The sequence below is a fragment of the Pseudoalteromonas sp. SR45-5 genome, from assembly GCF_014163565.1.
GTDB lineage: Bacteria > Pseudomonadota > Gammaproteobacteria > Enterobacterales > Alteromonadaceae > Pseudoalteromonas > Pseudoalteromonas distincta.
The window spans coordinates 1-14,117 of the sequence record NZ_JACJDN010000034.1 but is presented as its reverse complement, the minus strand read 5'-3'; the positions used below and the strand labels follow the sequence as shown (position 1 = coordinate 14,117).

Sequence of the window (14,117 nt, the reverse complement as noted above, 5' to 3'; positions counted from 1 at the left end):
TGCAAATAAGGCAGCTAAGCTGCCTTAAAACTATACATTATTTATTTTGCAAATGAACTCCTGCAATCATGCACCTAACTGAGCCACCAGCCGACTCAATAGTAGGTATTGGTAATGGCACAAGCTTAGCCGTTTTTTGTATAACTGTTATTTGTGCCGGTGTAAGTGCATTAAACGCAGTTTGCGATAAGGCTAAAATACGACCATTTTTACCTTGTAGCTCAATTGCATTGCCACAAAAGTTATTAATTTGATCGAGTGATAAATCAATTACTTCGTGGTGGCTTTGTAAAAAATGAGTAACTAGCGCTTTACGCTCCTCACTTGGCACCATGTTTAAGCCAACCATTACAAACTCAGTTGCAACGCACATTAATACATTAGTGTGATATACCGCTGTACCTTTTTCATCATATGCATTAAATATAACGGGTTTTAATGCGAGCAAATTACAAACTGTATTAACAACCGATTGAGTTGTTCTTTTAGATTTTGCTGCATAAGCCAGTTTATATTGATGATCGAGAACCAGTGAGCCCGTGCCTTCTAGGAATGAATTTTCTTTCGCTAAATGCGCATAATCAGTCACAACCGTCACTTTATAGTGATCCGTTAAAAAATCAATAATATCTTTTCGATATTCTAACCTTCTGTTTTCTACAAACATTGGGTAGATTATTAATTCCCCACTTTGATGAGTAGAAAACCAATTATTTGGAAACACAGAGTCGGGAGTCTGTGTTTGCTCATCTTCAAAAAGGTGAACTTTTACCCCTTCATTTTTTAATATTTGTACGGCATTAGTCACTTCTTTAAATGCTTGTTCACTTTGATTTTGTGCTAAGCATTCACTTTGAAATGCGTTATCGAGCATTGTATGTGGGTTAGATGTAAAGTGATGTGGCCTTACCATCACTACAGCATTGGGGGCTTGGTTTACTTCGCTCATGCCACGTGCTCTTTTACTAATGGTTGCTCACTAAGCACTGAAAATAAATTACGAGGGTCCGCTTGTTGTGTAATTAAATCAAGCAAAGCAAACTCGCCCGTTTTAATTAACTCATCGCGTATAAATACCAGTGCTGTAAAGTCTTCGCTCGCAAAGCCAACACCGTCAAAAATGGTTAATTCATCTTGGCTAGTACGCCCAAGCGACTGCTTGTTAATAACGTTATGAAACTCAGTTACTGTAAAGCTTGGACTCATTTGTTGAATTTCGCCCTCTATTCGAGTTTGCGGCTCGTACTCAACAAATACATTAGCACGCTCAAGCAATCTAGCATCTAACTCTGTTTTACCTGGGCAATCGCCACCTATGGCATTAATGTGCACACCTTGTGGGATCATGTCATTTGTTAAAATAGTGGCGTTAGTTTTATCAGCAGTACAGGTAGTGATAATATCTACCCCTTTTACTGCCTCTTGTACACTATTACAAATAATTACGTTTAACCCGCATGCACTTAAATTAGCAAATGCTTTTTTAGAGGCGCTTTTATCTATATCGTATAAACGAATATGCGTAATACCTAGTACCGCTTTAAAAGCGAGTGCCTGAAACTCTGATTGAGCACCGTTGCCTATTAAAGTAAGGGTTGTTGAGTTTTTAGGTGCTAAATATTTAGCTACCATTGCAGAAGTTGCGGCTGTACGTAGTGCTGTTAGTAAACACATTTCGCTTATCATAACCGGATAGCCACTATCTACATCGGCTAAAATACCAAATGCAGCGACTGTTTGAAGTTCTCTAAAGTTGTTTTTTGGGTGACCATTTACATATTTACAGCTGAACATTTGGCCATCACTCACTGGCATTAGCTCTATTACACCCTCTGGTGAGTGTGCTGCATAGCGAGGTGACTTATCAAACTCAGTCCAACGGGCAAAGTCGGTTTCTAATCTATGTGTTAGATCTAGCAAAACGTTTTCGACCCCTAAGCTATTTATAAGCTTAACCATTGCCTGAACGCTAACAAATGGAACGCCTTGTTTTGGCTGTGCTATAAAATGACTCATGCTGAAACCTCTTGAATAAATGTATTAGTTAATTTAAAACAAGTTTAACGAGGCTACGTGCCATTTAATATGGCAATTAATTACACAAATAGTACTAATTTTTATCATTTTGCTATCCAGTTATGTACAATTTATGTATTTTGGTCAGTAACTTCTTTTAAAGGTTTGATTTATGACTCCTTATATTTATGACTCTCTTGATAATGCTTTAATAGCTGAATTACGAAAAGACGGCCGCGCTTCGGTTTCAGCTTTAGCCGGTTCTTTAAATGTGTCACGCGGGACAGTGCAAAATAGATTAGATCGATTAGTGAGTTCAGGCGCTATTTTGGGGTTTACTATAAGAGTGCATGAACACATAGAAACCGAAGCCGTTCGTGCAATTATGATGGTGGAAGTGATTGGTAAATCAACTTCTCAAGTTATTAAAACTATGCGTGGTATACCCGAACTTACAAAATTGCACACTACCAATGGTGCTTGGGATTTGGTAGCAGAGATACAGGCCGCGAATTTAAGTGAGTTTGATGGAGTACTTAGGCAAGTAAGAGAAATAGACGGTATTTTAAATAGTGAAACGAGCATATTTCTCTCATCAACTTAGGTTATTTTTAATATTTAAAAGAATACTTAAATGACACCCATTTATAATGTTTTAAGTATTCACAAGGCACTTCCAATTAGAATCCAGGGGTTAATAAATGTACAAATTAGGGTGGGTGTCATTTAAATAAAAGGCATTTAAATGAATAATACTGCAACTTTAAGTCGCAGTATTATTCATGATTTGGGTATCCGATTGGCTTAATTGTAACGATACTCGCTTTGTGAGTAATTATGCGTATTGCTGATCTCAAATTGGCTTTGCTGCGCTAAATAAGATCGACCTGCAGCTAAGCCTAATTTATGATCAAAACGTAAATCGTTATTAGAACTACCTAATAATTTGCTATGCAGTTTTTCGTTTGCAAAAATTTGGATTATTTCTACATCATCTGGTGGATTTGCAATAAACTCAAGCTCATCTAAATAAGCCTTCTCGTGCTGTATTAAGTAGTCTAATGTTTTTGGACAATAGCCCGATGCTATAGCAAATGTTCTTAGCTTTTGTACCCATGCAGATTGCGCTTGAAAATTAGCGTCAACCGTTCTTATTACAACAATTTTACGAGCACCTCGGTTGTAAGCCTCACGCACGGGGAGTGGAGCGGCTAAACCGCCGTCTAGATAAAAATCGCTCTGTGCTTGCTCTTCAACAATATGTGTTTCATTCGCTGCTTTTGCGTTTAACCAAGGTGTTAACTTTACACCTTGTTTGTATAAAAACGGAAGTGCGCTAGAAGCCTTTAACAAATCACGCCATTGACCACTATCACCTGTAGGCGATAAGTAATAAGCTTTTCTGTCTCGTGCATTTGTGGCTGTTATAAGTAGTTCACGCTCACCTAAACTAGTTTTCGCTGTTTTGAAATCTATAGCTCTGTTTACTTCAGTGGTTTTGTCAAAGTACCAATCTAAATCAACTATATGCTTACCCACTAATCCACGACCAAGCTGAAAAAAACGCTTATTACGCGAAAGCCCTCTGATCAGGCGTTTAGCGTAGCCTTTTTGGCGCGCTAAGTAGCTAGTTAAGTTTTGCGAACCCGCTGAAGTACCAATGAATAAATCAAAAGGGTCATAGCTTTGCTCTAACCAAGCATCAAGTACGCCAGCTGTGAATATCCCTCGCTGCCCGCCACCTTCAGCAATCAGAGCAACTTTTGGCTGCGCTGTTTTGTTAACTGAATTAGCTGTTGCGGTGTTTAGAGAGTTCACGGTGTACCTGCCTTTAATTTTATGATGTCTGGTTTAATAGCTACATTATAAAAAACAAAAGTGATATCTTAAAATTGATTGTTTAAATCAGTTCAATTGAAAAAACAGAACGGTATATAAAGCAAAATATTTACTAAAAATAGCAATCAAATTTACTTTGAATATTTAAATAACAAATACAGACATCACTTAAAGTTAATAAAATGAGTTAAAAAAGTTTAACTTTTGATGATGTCTGTATATTAACAAGCCCAGAGTGTACGCTTGCTTAACTAACTATATTTTAGTGTTTTATTTCCATTAAAATTTCGAGTGCACGGTGGCGTTTTTCACTATCGAATACATCATTGGTAAATATAAACTCATCCACTTCTAGCTGTTTAGCTATCATCTCTAACTTGTGTTTAATACTTACATGTCCGCCTACTACGCTTAGACTTAAAAAGTTCTCTACATGAGCGCGTTCTTGTTCGCTCCACAACCCGTCCATGCTTTCAACAGGCGGTTTTAGCCACAGCTCATTACCGCGTATAAGTTCGAGTACACGTTGCTTAGAAGTAGTCGATAAATATTGCGCTTCATCGTCGGTATCTGCAGCCACTAAAGGCAGTGCAAGCATTACGTATGGCTTATCAAGTACGCTTGATGCTTTAAATTCGCGCTTATACAACGCTATTGCATCGTGCACAAAGCGCGGTGCAAAATGCCCTGCAAATACATACGGTAACCCTTTTTGCGCCGCTAGTTGCGCGCTAAATAAACTCGAGCCTAATAACCAAATCGGAACGTTTGTGTTTTCACCCGGTATAGCACGTATAGGATGCGTACCATTGTAAGGACCTAACAATGTTTGCAGTTCAGTTACCTCACCTGGGAAATTTTCTGCGCGGCTCATATCGTTGTTTAATGCACGACTCGTTACAGGATCGCTACCTGGGGCACGCCCTAGCCCTAAATCTATTCGCCCTGGATATAAGCTCTCTAATGTACCAAATTGTTCAGCAACAACTAATGGGGAGTGGTTTGGCAGCATAATACCGCCTGACCCAACGCGTATCTTTTTGGTATTACCTGCAATGTGACCAACCAAAATTGAAGTGGCCGCACAAATTATACCTGGCATATTATGATGCTCAGCAAGCCAAAAACGGTTAAAGCCAAGCTCATCAGCACGTTGAGCGTATTTAGTACTTTTATGAAGAGTGTTAGTAACGCTGTCCCCTTTGATCATGGGGGCAAGTTCTAATAACGAAAAAGGAATGGAATTTAACAAAATAGCAGCTCCTAAAAATGCATGCTAACAATGTATTACATCATTAGCATAAAACACTTAAATGGGTCTCCTATTAGGTCAATTCAAGTTACGCAGTGGTATTAGAGCAAAATAGGTATATGTTATTTTGCTCTAAGGTATTCAAGCAAGCTGTGCATCACGTTGGCGCAGCTTTTTATAGCCTTCTGAATCCACGCCTTTTTTCCAATACCCTGAGGAAACAATATTACCGCGTGGTATATTAAATTGCTCTGTTAACAATGTCTTTGCTTTACGCACAAGCCCAGCTTCCAATGCCATAAATACAATGGGAGGCTCTGCTGTAATGTGCAAATTTTGAAGCGCGCTTAGTAGCACTTCGTCAGCGTTGTCGGTAACAAGCCAATTAATATCGCGGCTTGTTTCTAAATCAATAATGTCTTGCTCAGTGGGCGCATGTACAAAAGCATCAATTTTTGAAGTTAAAGGTAATTGCTGCGCATACCCCTTTATTGCATTTACCGATGTTAAATCCCCTAGCAACACATAATGCGAATGCCCATAATTATCTAGCTTTTTAGGGCCTGGGCCTGCAATACCTACCTCATCACCTACTTTTGCAATTTTAGCCCAGTCAGTTGCCGGACCTTGGTGCATATTTATAACAAAATCAAGTGTTAACGCGCCTGTTTGTGCATCTACATGCCTTATTGTGTAAGATCGCATACACGCTGTTTTTAAGTTAAAATCTACTTCACCATTTTTTGGGATCAGTACTTTTACATAGTTACCAATGTGCTGTGAGGTTAAGTCGTTAAAATCATCAGAGCCTACAACAATGCGTTGTAGGTGTGGTGTGATTTGCTGCGTACTTAATATGTTAGCTTTGCGAATTTGTTTACCCATGCATTACCTCGTTTTACAAAACTTGGACTTTAATACCAACTTGCATAAATCTTTGATCAATTTAACAAATTAAATAAACCCCATATATAAGCAGATTGGTATAATAATTAGCTGCTATAAAAGCAGACATTGCACAACGCCCCATTGGTTGATAAAATCAACTATAACAAGTTAATTGACTTTGTCAACTACATTGAGAGTTTTATGAATACACCTTTATCAAATACGCTGTTTGAATTGATGCAAAATTACCGCGTCACAATTCGTGAAGCAATTAACGCAGGCGAACTTGGTATAAATGCTATGCACGTACGCTGCATACATATTATCGCGAACGTAAATAACTGTACGGCTAACGATATTGTTACTAAAACGCAGCGCGACAAAGCGCAAATAGCACGTTTAATTAAAGATCTTATTGGCTTAAATTTAATAAATAAACAGGCAAGTGAGCACGATAAGCGCTGCTTTATTTTGTCGCTCACAGAGCAAGGCAAAGTTCTTTTTGATAAGTTATTAGCCTCAGAGCAGAAAATAAATAATCAAATGTGTAAAAACTTAAAACCTCAGCAAATCAAAGACTTTTTAGATATCGCACAGCAAATGATCAAAAATATGGATTGATCGGTTATACATTTCTTGGCATAACTTACACAAAACGCATATACTGTACACTTATACAGTATATGCGTTTTAGGTTGTGTTATGTTTGTCATTCCCATTTATATAGAAGCAGGCGTGTGTGGTTTTGAATCGCCCGCAGCGCAGTACACCGAGCTAGGTGTAACCCTTGATGAGCTTTTAATAAAGCACCCAAATGCTACCTTTATTGGCCTAGCATCGGGCAACTCTATGCAAGAAGTCGGAATTTTTGAAGGGGACTTATTAGTTATCGACCGTGCAGAGCCTGCAGAAAATGGTGACGTTATTGTTGCTAACTTAAATGGTCTTTTTGTATGCAAACTGCTTGATAAAACCAATGCACGGCTGCTTTCAGCTTCTTCTTTACATAAGCCTGTACAACTAACCTCTGCAGACGAATTTCAGCTCGAAGGCGTAGTAACGCTATCAATAAGAATGCACAGGCAAAGCCCAGAGTTACTAAAATGTATGCCTTAGTTGATGCTGTGTCATTTTATGCCAGTGCCGAAAAAGTATTCGACCCTGCTATTCGATCAAAACCCGTGGTTGTACTTACCAATAACGATGGCTGTGTATGCGCTATTTGCCCTATTGCTCGGCGCTTAAATATTCCTAAATTTGGCCCGTACTTTAAAGTTAAGCATTTACTTGAGCAAAACAACGTTGTTATTCGCTCTAGCAATTACGAGCTTTATGCTGATTTAAGCGACAAAATGATGAATATCATCGCTCGCTTTTGCGATACACAGCACATATACAGTATTGATGAATCGTTTTTGCACTTTGATGGCTACACATCATTAATTAAAGACTGGCATGAATACGGTCATACAATAAGGCGCACAGTATGGCGCGAAACAAAGCTACCTGTAGGTGTTGGTTTTGGCCCGACCCCTACTTTAGCAAAAGCCGCTAACCATGCTGCTAAAAAGCTCAGTGGTTTTAATGGTGTAGCAGTAATAAATAGCGAACAAACTCGCCAAGCTATTTTACAAAGAATGAGCTGCGAAGATGTGTGGGGGATAGGCCGGCGGCTAGCTAAAAAACTTAAAATAATGAATATACACACCGCCTGGGATCTTGCTCAGCAAAACCCTAGAGCAATGCGCCGTGCATTTAGTGTGGTTGTTGAACGCACAGTAAGCGAGCTTAACGGGATAACATGTTTAAACTGGGATGATGTACGACAAGATAAGCGGGAGATTTATTCAACCCGTAGTTTTGGAGAGCGCATATGTGAGCCAACAGCACTTAAAACAGCGCTAATTAACCATGTAACCACAGTGGCTAATAAATTAAGAGCGCAACACTCGCTCACTCACCAGCTTTATATTTTTGCAGCCAGTGGCGCGCACGAAAATAAATATTATAAAAAGTCTTTTGTGTATAAGTTCCCCTCACCCACTAACGACACCTGCGTGATGGCTAATGCTGTATCTGAGGTATTTAATAAGATTTACCAACCCGGTATACGGTTTTATAAATGTGGTGTGGGTGCGGTAGAGCTAATATCAGAACAGTTTCAGCAAAATGACTTATTTAATAAAAGCCCTGATAATCCGAAACTTATGCAATGCTTAGACACAATTAACAATCGATACGGAAAAGGAATGCTAAGCCTTGCAAGTAGTAAATTAAATGACCGGTGGCACATGAACCGTGATTTTTTGTCGCCGCAGTACACTACGCGTTGGCGCGATATCCCTAAAATATACTGCGAATGATTTGCTACTTACTACTTACTAGATGCTTTATTTACTCTCATCTGCTTTTTTAAATGTGCACTCTACATTGGGTTCGCTCAATGTGTATTTGAGTGTGTTATCAGCTAAAAATTTGATACTTTGACTGATTGTTTTTTCGTTTGCAGGGCTTTCACAACGGCTCATTCTTAAGCCGTTTTCAAGGCCATCACTTTTATATTTAAGCGTGCTGGTTATAAAGCAAAAGTTTGGTTTTTTAATGGTTCGGGTACCATTGTGGAGCGATCCAAATACAATTTGCTCACCAAGTTTAAAACCAGCACTTAAATCACTTTCATCTGTCAAACTCAAATTGCTGTTAACGCATAACCCTGAGTTGCTCGACACAACTTCGTAGGCTCCCAATTTTGACTTTAAAAGCGGTATAAATCGTGTTTTATTACTCGGCTCAGAAAAAGCATTTGCACTTGTAAAAGCGACAGTTAATAAAGCGAGTGTTAAATATTTCATTTCGTGGGTGTATCCTCGTGAGTCAGCGTGTTAAATAATAGCAAAATGCCTAATCACCTAGCTTTTATAACTTTTAACAACTATAACAGAGATTTACTATAAAAGGAGAGAAGTCGTATTCAGGAACTAAGACACGAGCAGCTAAGGGAGCTTTGCTCGACTATACTGATTCTTACATGTGTGTAAGCCAGTAAGATAACGCAAGAGCAATTACCGATCCCATTAGGTTACAAACCTCGTGCCACAAATAAATCCCTTAGATTGAACACATTTAAATCCACAAAGATTCATCCTAGATACTGCATTACAAACCATTTTGCTGTTAAGTACTTTAGTTAATACGTACTTAAACAACAAAACGATTTATATCAATGCGCTTACTTGTAAGGAAATTAAACTCATTAAATTGTTTAAATAGCGCACAAATTACTATTTATTTTATTGCCAGTACTTTGCAAATAATAAAGGGTAGCTTTGCTTTAAAAACTTAGGTTTGTCTTTAAAACGTTTGCCTTTGGGTTCATCGCTGCCTGATGGAATAAACGGTAATTCGTCTTCGCTGCGTTCTTCAAATAATAAACCGGCTATTAAATCATACTCATCAATATACGGGTAAGGCTGCTCATTTAAGTAATAAACAGGTGTACACTGCGCTAACGAATCAGCATTTTCTAAAGCGTTTTCGAAAACTGTTTTACCACGCGAAATTAACCAACATCTAAACTCGCTAAAACCGTAATCGTCGTTACATCCAGCCATCACAAAGGCGGCACCAAACAAATCCCAGGTAAAACATTTACGCATATGTATGCCAAAGTACTTATCAAAATCAATAAGGTGCTGATCGCTTAAATCATTCAGTTTGTTTTTTAGGTTATCGCTCACACTTTGCGGATCGAGCCCTAAATCAGGCGTTGTTACTAAATCCCAAAAAGCCTGCTCTGTTAACGTTGCCATTATAAAATCTCTTTTACTCGGCCAACTTGACCATCTTCTAAACGTACTTTAATGCCGTGTGGGTGGTTTGGTGATTTTGTTAAAAGGCGCTCAACCACACCCTCTGTTAATGTGCCGCTGCGTTGATCTTCTTTTAATACAATATTTACTGTGGTACCTGGTGAAATTTGCGAACGCGAAGGAACAGCCATAATTTAAACCCTAAAAATAATTTATTTAATTATAACGTCCATGTGATGTCATACCAACTAAACCGCTGTTAATTGGCTAAAAATGAGATGTGTGCTGGTTTTACGTTCAACTTAATAGCTGCTAGCTGGCTAAGTATAATCTGCGTTAACTCATCAAGTTGCGGTTTTGCATCTTCACGGGCTATCTCATCAATAAAGTAACATTGTACTTTTAACGTGTTTACTTCGTTATTTAAATCAACTGTATGCGTTAGATAATCAAAACCAATTACCATTTCTTTTATTGCTTCGCATGCATTAGTAAGTGCTAGTCTAATGTGCTTATCGCGCTGCTTTTGAGTTTTAGTCATAATATAAAGGTTACTTATTTAGTTTCTGCTTGTTGCTGTTTTTTAAACTCTTCGTAGTTAGAATCTTGTTTATCTAAGCATTCGTAATATTCTTTGTCAGCTTTATAGTTACACTCATCAAGGCGCGCCGATTGAACTTCATGAAAACGCGCATCAGAGCTACAACCTGCTAAAACACATAATCCAACAATAAGTAATGCGCTACTTTTTAGTTTATTGATAAACATTAAATTTCCTTACACTTTCTATATCGAAAAAGCGTTAAATTATTACAGTATTATTGTATATTAGCGCCATAAAATCTTAATCTCCAAAGGATCTATTTCTATGATGTCGCAGTTACAAAAGTTGTTTCAGCGTATAGACAAAAGCAAGATATTTCAATCATTTGTTATAGCTGTAATTATTGTTTCTGCCCTGACAGTAGGTGCGCACACTTACTCACTACATCCTACCGTAGAGCTTGCTCTAAATTGGATGGACGTTGGCATTACCGCATTCTTTTTAATTGAACTAGTAATCCGCTTTATTGCAAGTAAAGGCATAAAACATTTTTTTTCTAAAGGATGGAACATATTCGACACCATCATAGTATTGGGCAGTTTATATCCTGCTGCTGGCTCTACTATGTTAATTGCTCGATTACTTCGCATATTTAGAGTACTGCGATTAGTATCGATGATCCCAGAGCTGCGCTTATTAGTTAATTCATTGCTTAAAGCCATTCCACAAATGGGTTATATAGCCCTATTAATGTTTGTTATTTTTTATATATACGCTGCAATGGGCAGCATGATGTTTGCTGAAATAAACCCCGTACTTTGGCAAGATGTTTCAATCTCCATGCTTACTCTGTTTAGGGTGGCAACATTTGAAGATTGGACCGACATAATGTATGAAACAATGGCGGTGTACGAACTAAGCTGGATTTATTACCTTACGTTTATATTTTTAACCGCATTTGTATTTTTAAATATGATGGTAGGTGCCATTTTAGAAGTAATGAGTGAAGAGCACCGCAAAGCGCGAGAAGAGCTCGCAGACGACAGCTCATTACCTGCAACGCAAGGGCAAGTAAACGAACTACAATCCCAAATTGCTGAGCTTAAAGAGCTATTGAGTAACCGCAAAAACTAATCTGAGAAAAGTACTAAAGCACCCACTTAAAGTTTAAAAAGTGGGTGCAGCTTAAGTATTTAACTAAAACGAACATTACCAAAGAGCTTTAATTCTCCTCGTTATCAGATTTTTCATCCGTATCTTCAAAAGAAATAACGTTATCTACTTTCATTTTAAACGCATCAAAAAATGCGTTTTCTAATACCGAAATCACAGCTTGAAAAGTCGAAACATCCGTATTATCTAATTGCCCCTCTATAGGGATACGTGCAGCAACAAGTTTAGACTCATCGTTTTCGAGTATAGAGCCCAGTAAATCAACACTGCCTTCAAATATGGCCGTAAATATTCCATCGTCATCTTTTTCTATATCTTCGCGCCACGAGAACACACTCAAGTTTTGAACGCCCGCTTTTACATAACCATTTAAGTTATTGTCTTTAGCCACCAATTCCATAGCGCCATCAATGCCACCCGCTTCAATATCAAAAGGCGTGTATACCTTAAATACAGTATCGAGGTTTTTAACAGAGAAACGCTGTACCTCTGCGTTAAAATCAAAATTGGCTTGTTTGCTAAAGGGATCTAATTTGCCATCAAACTTTAATGCGGCCTCCCCCATTAATGCACCTTCTACGCTTAGAGTAGTCACTAGTGTTTTTGATAGGTTTTGCGCGTTAGTTATATTTTCAATTCGAGCGTTGATATTTGATATAAAAGTGGGTTTTTCACCACTATTCGTTGAGTTAACTAAAGTTAACTTGCCTTGCTCAATTGTTAAGGTATCAATAGAAAACAGTACTAAATTATTGGCGAGACCTACCCAAGTAGTTTCGTCTTTTACTTGTTTATTTTGCTCAGAAGCATTGGGGTCTTTATCATAAATAACTATTTTAGGACGCGTAAACGCCATGTTTGTTACTAAATTCCCTTTTAAAAGGGCTGACCACGCAAGTGAAAAATCGAGAGTTTGAATACTCAGCAAAGGCTTAGGAGCTGAAGTTGCATCAACAGCATAAATTTCAACGTCGTCAATTGCGTAGGCACCGCGATATAAAAACAAATCTACGTCACCAACATGCCCAGTAACACCTTGTGTGTGTTTTAGCTGATAATTTACGTAGTGCTGAACTACATAAGGCGCGGCTATTCGCGTTAGTATAAGTAACACAACCAGCGCAATTACACCTTTAAGGTATTTGTCGTGAAATATTTTGGATGAAAAATGCATTGTAATTTCCTTTACTAAAAACGGGGGCCTTTTGACCTTTCAGGGTTAAATTTTTCTATATAAAGGGCTGCGTATGTTTAATATTTATTTTTATAAAGCACTTATGAAGATAGCCACACAACATAAACTCTGCTTTACCTAAAACCTAAATGTACAGCTACAAATTTAACCTAGAAGAATAAATAAGCCCTAGCTGAATTCTTTAATTAAGCAAATAAGTAAACGTGTAAAAATTACTAATAATTGTAATTTAAATACCTGTTAGGAATAAAATTATAAACAAAGCAAAGCCATATAAGCTTAAAGCTCTAAACAACAGTTATTACAGCAAGGGATATACCACTATTCAAATACACAACTTAAGAAATGATTGCATACATATCTATTTACAATTTAGCTAACTAATAACCGGCGTTAGGTCGAATAAACCGCTTTCATCTACTAAAGTAAAATTAACGCAAACAAGAATAAAAATACATGAATCCTATTTTTTATATATTAGTTACCCTCTTTTTCACCAGTATTATTTGGTCTGTCATATTTTTAATGTCGTGGTATACGTTAGGTAAAAAGCAATATGCCATGCTTTGGACAATCGCATTTGCATTCTCTGCATGCCAATGGGCAACAATGTTGGCAGAACCATTATTTAACTCAAACACATTATATTGGATGTTAGGAAGTAGCTTCTCTGTAGGCTCAGTACTGTTAGGTACGTGGGGGCATTGCATTAGGGTAAACTCGGGTATAAAAATTCGCTATTTAATTATCTCAGCAATAGTTACTCTTGCTGCTGTCTATTATTTTACAGCTATATATGTGCATGTTGGCTTATTTATGTCCTTGTATGTGTATTATGATGTGATTTTACTTGTACTCAATGCAGTTATTATTTTCAGGCATAAACAAAAATCACTTCCTGCCGAAATAGGCGCTAGTATTACTTATACGCTATGTGGATTACTTTTATTTGTTGCAGCAAGCATAGCGTTACTGCAAGGCAGCCAAGTAAATGAAGAATATATAGCGCTGTATACATTAATTAATTTTATTACTGTCCCTACTGCACATGTAGGCATGGCCGTATTCATAATATTTATGATGGCATCAGATTTAGCTGAAAAAATGAACCATCTTGCAATGAGCGACGAACTTACAGGCTGCTTAAATAGGCGTGGATTCTATAATAAAAGCCAAGAGCAACTAAAAGATAAACTTAATAATTATAACTACGTCAGCTTAATTTATTGGGATATAGATAAATTTAAAAAAATAAACGATGAATTTGGACATGCAGGTGGTGATTTAGTTTTAGTTGAAGCTGCAAAAATAATGCAAAACTGCATAAATCCATGTGATTTATTTGGCCGCATTGGCGGCGAAGAATTTGCTTTATTAATAGCAAGAAACGACGAATCGTCA

17 protein-coding genes are annotated in these 14,117 nt (G+C 37.6%); 6 read left to right on the top strand and 11 right to left on the bottom strand.

Going from position 1 to position 14,117, the window contains the following annotated elements; all coding sequences use genetic code 11:
- Positions 1–37 precede the first annotated feature (37 nt).
- Entirely contained in the window at positions 38–949 is a 912-nt protein-coding gene (gene ctlX, locus H5072_RS02770) for a citrulline utilization hydrolase CtlX (protein WP_182692599.1), read from the bottom strand.
- The gene (locus H5072_RS02765; protein ID WP_182692594.1) at positions 946–2,016 is read right to left on the bottom strand and encodes an ornithine cyclodeaminase; all 1,071 of its coding nucleotides are present in this window, start codon (positions 2,014–2,016) and stop codon (positions 946–948) included. Before H5072_RS02765 ends, ctlX begins: the two co-directional genes overlap by 4 nt.
- A 172-nt stretch (positions 2,017–2,188) precedes the next feature.
- On the opposite strand from H5072_RS02765, the gene H5072_RS02760 reads away from it, so the two are divergent.
- Positions 2,189–2,620: an Lrp/AsnC family transcriptional regulator gene (locus H5072_RS02760; RefSeq protein WP_182692593.1), complete on the top strand. Its 432-nt coding sequence runs from the start codon at positions 2,189–2,191 to the stop codon at positions 2,618–2,620.
- Between the two features lie 200 nt (positions 2,621–2,820).
- Here H5072_RS02760 and H5072_RS02755 read toward each other — a convergent pair whose 3' ends face one another.
- The 3 genes from H5072_RS02755 to H5072_RS02745 all read right to left on the bottom strand — a co-directional run bounded on the left by H5072_RS02755 (position 2,821) and on the right by H5072_RS02745 (position 5,992).
- Entirely contained in the window at positions 2,821–3,834 is a 1,014-nt protein-coding gene (locus H5072_RS02755) for a patatin family protein (RefSeq protein WP_182692592.1), read from the bottom strand.
- A gap of 283 nt (positions 3,835–4,117) precedes the next feature.
- Complete coding sequence (locus H5072_RS02750) at positions 4,118–5,107, bottom strand: LLM class flavin-dependent oxidoreductase (RefSeq protein WP_149603722.1); 990 nt, start codon at positions 5,105–5,107, stop codon at positions 4,118–4,120.
- 141 nt (positions 5,108–5,248) lie between these two features.
- The gene (locus tag H5072_RS02745) at positions 5,249–5,992 is read right to left on the bottom strand and encodes a siderophore-interacting protein (protein ID WP_024597584.1); all 744 of its coding nucleotides are present in this window, start codon (positions 5,990–5,992) and stop codon (positions 5,249–5,251) included.
- 204 nt (positions 5,993–6,196) lie between these two features.
- On the opposite strand from H5072_RS02745, the gene H5072_RS02740 reads away from it, so the two are divergent.
- The 3 genes from H5072_RS02740 (at position 6,197) to H5072_RS02730 (ending at position 8,358) form a co-directional block, all read left to right on the top strand.
- Positions 6,197–6,616: a MarR family winged helix-turn-helix transcriptional regulator gene (locus H5072_RS02740; RefSeq protein ID WP_024597583.1), complete on the top strand. Its 420-nt coding sequence runs from the start codon at positions 6,197–6,199 to the stop codon at positions 6,614–6,616.
- A gap of 81 nt (positions 6,617–6,697) precedes the next feature.
- Entirely contained in the window at positions 6,698–7,111 is a 414-nt protein-coding gene (locus H5072_RS02735) for a S24 family peptidase (protein ID WP_004334808.1), read from the top strand.
- A complete protein-coding gene (locus H5072_RS02730; protein ID WP_024597582.1) occupies positions 7,099–8,358 on the top strand; it encodes a Y-family DNA polymerase in 1,260 nt (419 codons plus the stop codon). The genes H5072_RS02735 and H5072_RS02730 overlap by 13 nt, the downstream gene beginning before the upstream one ends.
- A gap of 27 nt (positions 8,359–8,385) precedes the next feature.
- On the opposite strand, the gene H5072_RS02725 is transcribed toward H5072_RS02730, so the two are convergent.
- The 5 genes from H5072_RS02725 to H5072_RS02705 form a co-directional block, all read right to left on the bottom strand.
- Positions 8,386–8,847: a hypothetical protein gene (locus H5072_RS02725; RefSeq protein WP_004334802.1), complete on the bottom strand. Its 462-nt coding sequence runs from the start codon at positions 8,845–8,847 to the stop codon at positions 8,386–8,388.
- Between the two features lie 438 nt (positions 8,848–9,285).
- Positions 9,286–9,804, bottom strand: coding sequence for a DUF4240 domain-containing protein (locus H5072_RS02720; RefSeq protein ID WP_182692591.1), 519 nt, complete (start codon positions 9,802–9,804; stop codon positions 9,286–9,288).
- A complete protein-coding gene (locus tag H5072_RS02715; RefSeq protein ID WP_004334795.1) occupies positions 9,804–9,995 on the bottom strand; it encodes a YwbE family protein in 192 nt (63 codons plus the stop codon). The genes H5072_RS02720 and H5072_RS02715 overlap by 1 nt, the downstream gene beginning before the upstream one ends.
- A gap of 68 nt (positions 9,996–10,063) precedes the next feature.
- Positions 10,064–10,345 carry a hypothetical protein gene (locus H5072_RS02710; protein ID WP_182692590.1) on the bottom strand — a complete coding sequence of 94 codons (282 nt, stop codon included), beginning with the start codon at positions 10,343–10,345 and terminating at the stop codon, positions 10,064–10,066.
- Between the two features lie 14 nt (positions 10,346–10,359).
- Positions 10,360–10,572: a hypothetical protein gene (locus H5072_RS02705; RefSeq protein WP_007583226.1), complete on the bottom strand. Its 213-nt coding sequence runs from the start codon at positions 10,570–10,572 to the stop codon at positions 10,360–10,362.
- Between the two features lie 100 nt (positions 10,573–10,672).
- Here H5072_RS02705 and H5072_RS02700 point away from each other — a divergent pair, with 100 nt between their 5' ends.
- Positions 10,673–11,482, top strand: a complete 810-nt coding sequence (locus H5072_RS02700; RefSeq protein ID WP_007583228.1) for an ion transporter — start codon at positions 10,673–10,675, stop codon at positions 11,480–11,482.
- 88 nt (positions 11,483–11,570) lie between these two features.
- Here the strand turns inward: H5072_RS02700 and H5072_RS02695 are convergent, their stop codons facing one another.
- A complete protein-coding gene (locus H5072_RS02695; protein WP_024597577.1) occupies positions 11,571–12,695 on the bottom strand; it encodes a DUF748 domain-containing protein in 1,125 nt (374 codons plus the stop codon).
- A gap of 477 nt (positions 12,696–13,172) precedes the next feature.
- Here H5072_RS02695 and H5072_RS02690 point away from each other — a divergent pair.
- Positions 13,173–14,117, top strand: a 945-nt coding sequence (locus tag H5072_RS02690) for a GGDEF domain-containing protein (RefSeq protein ID WP_182692589.1), incomplete at its 3' end; no start/stop codon positions are given.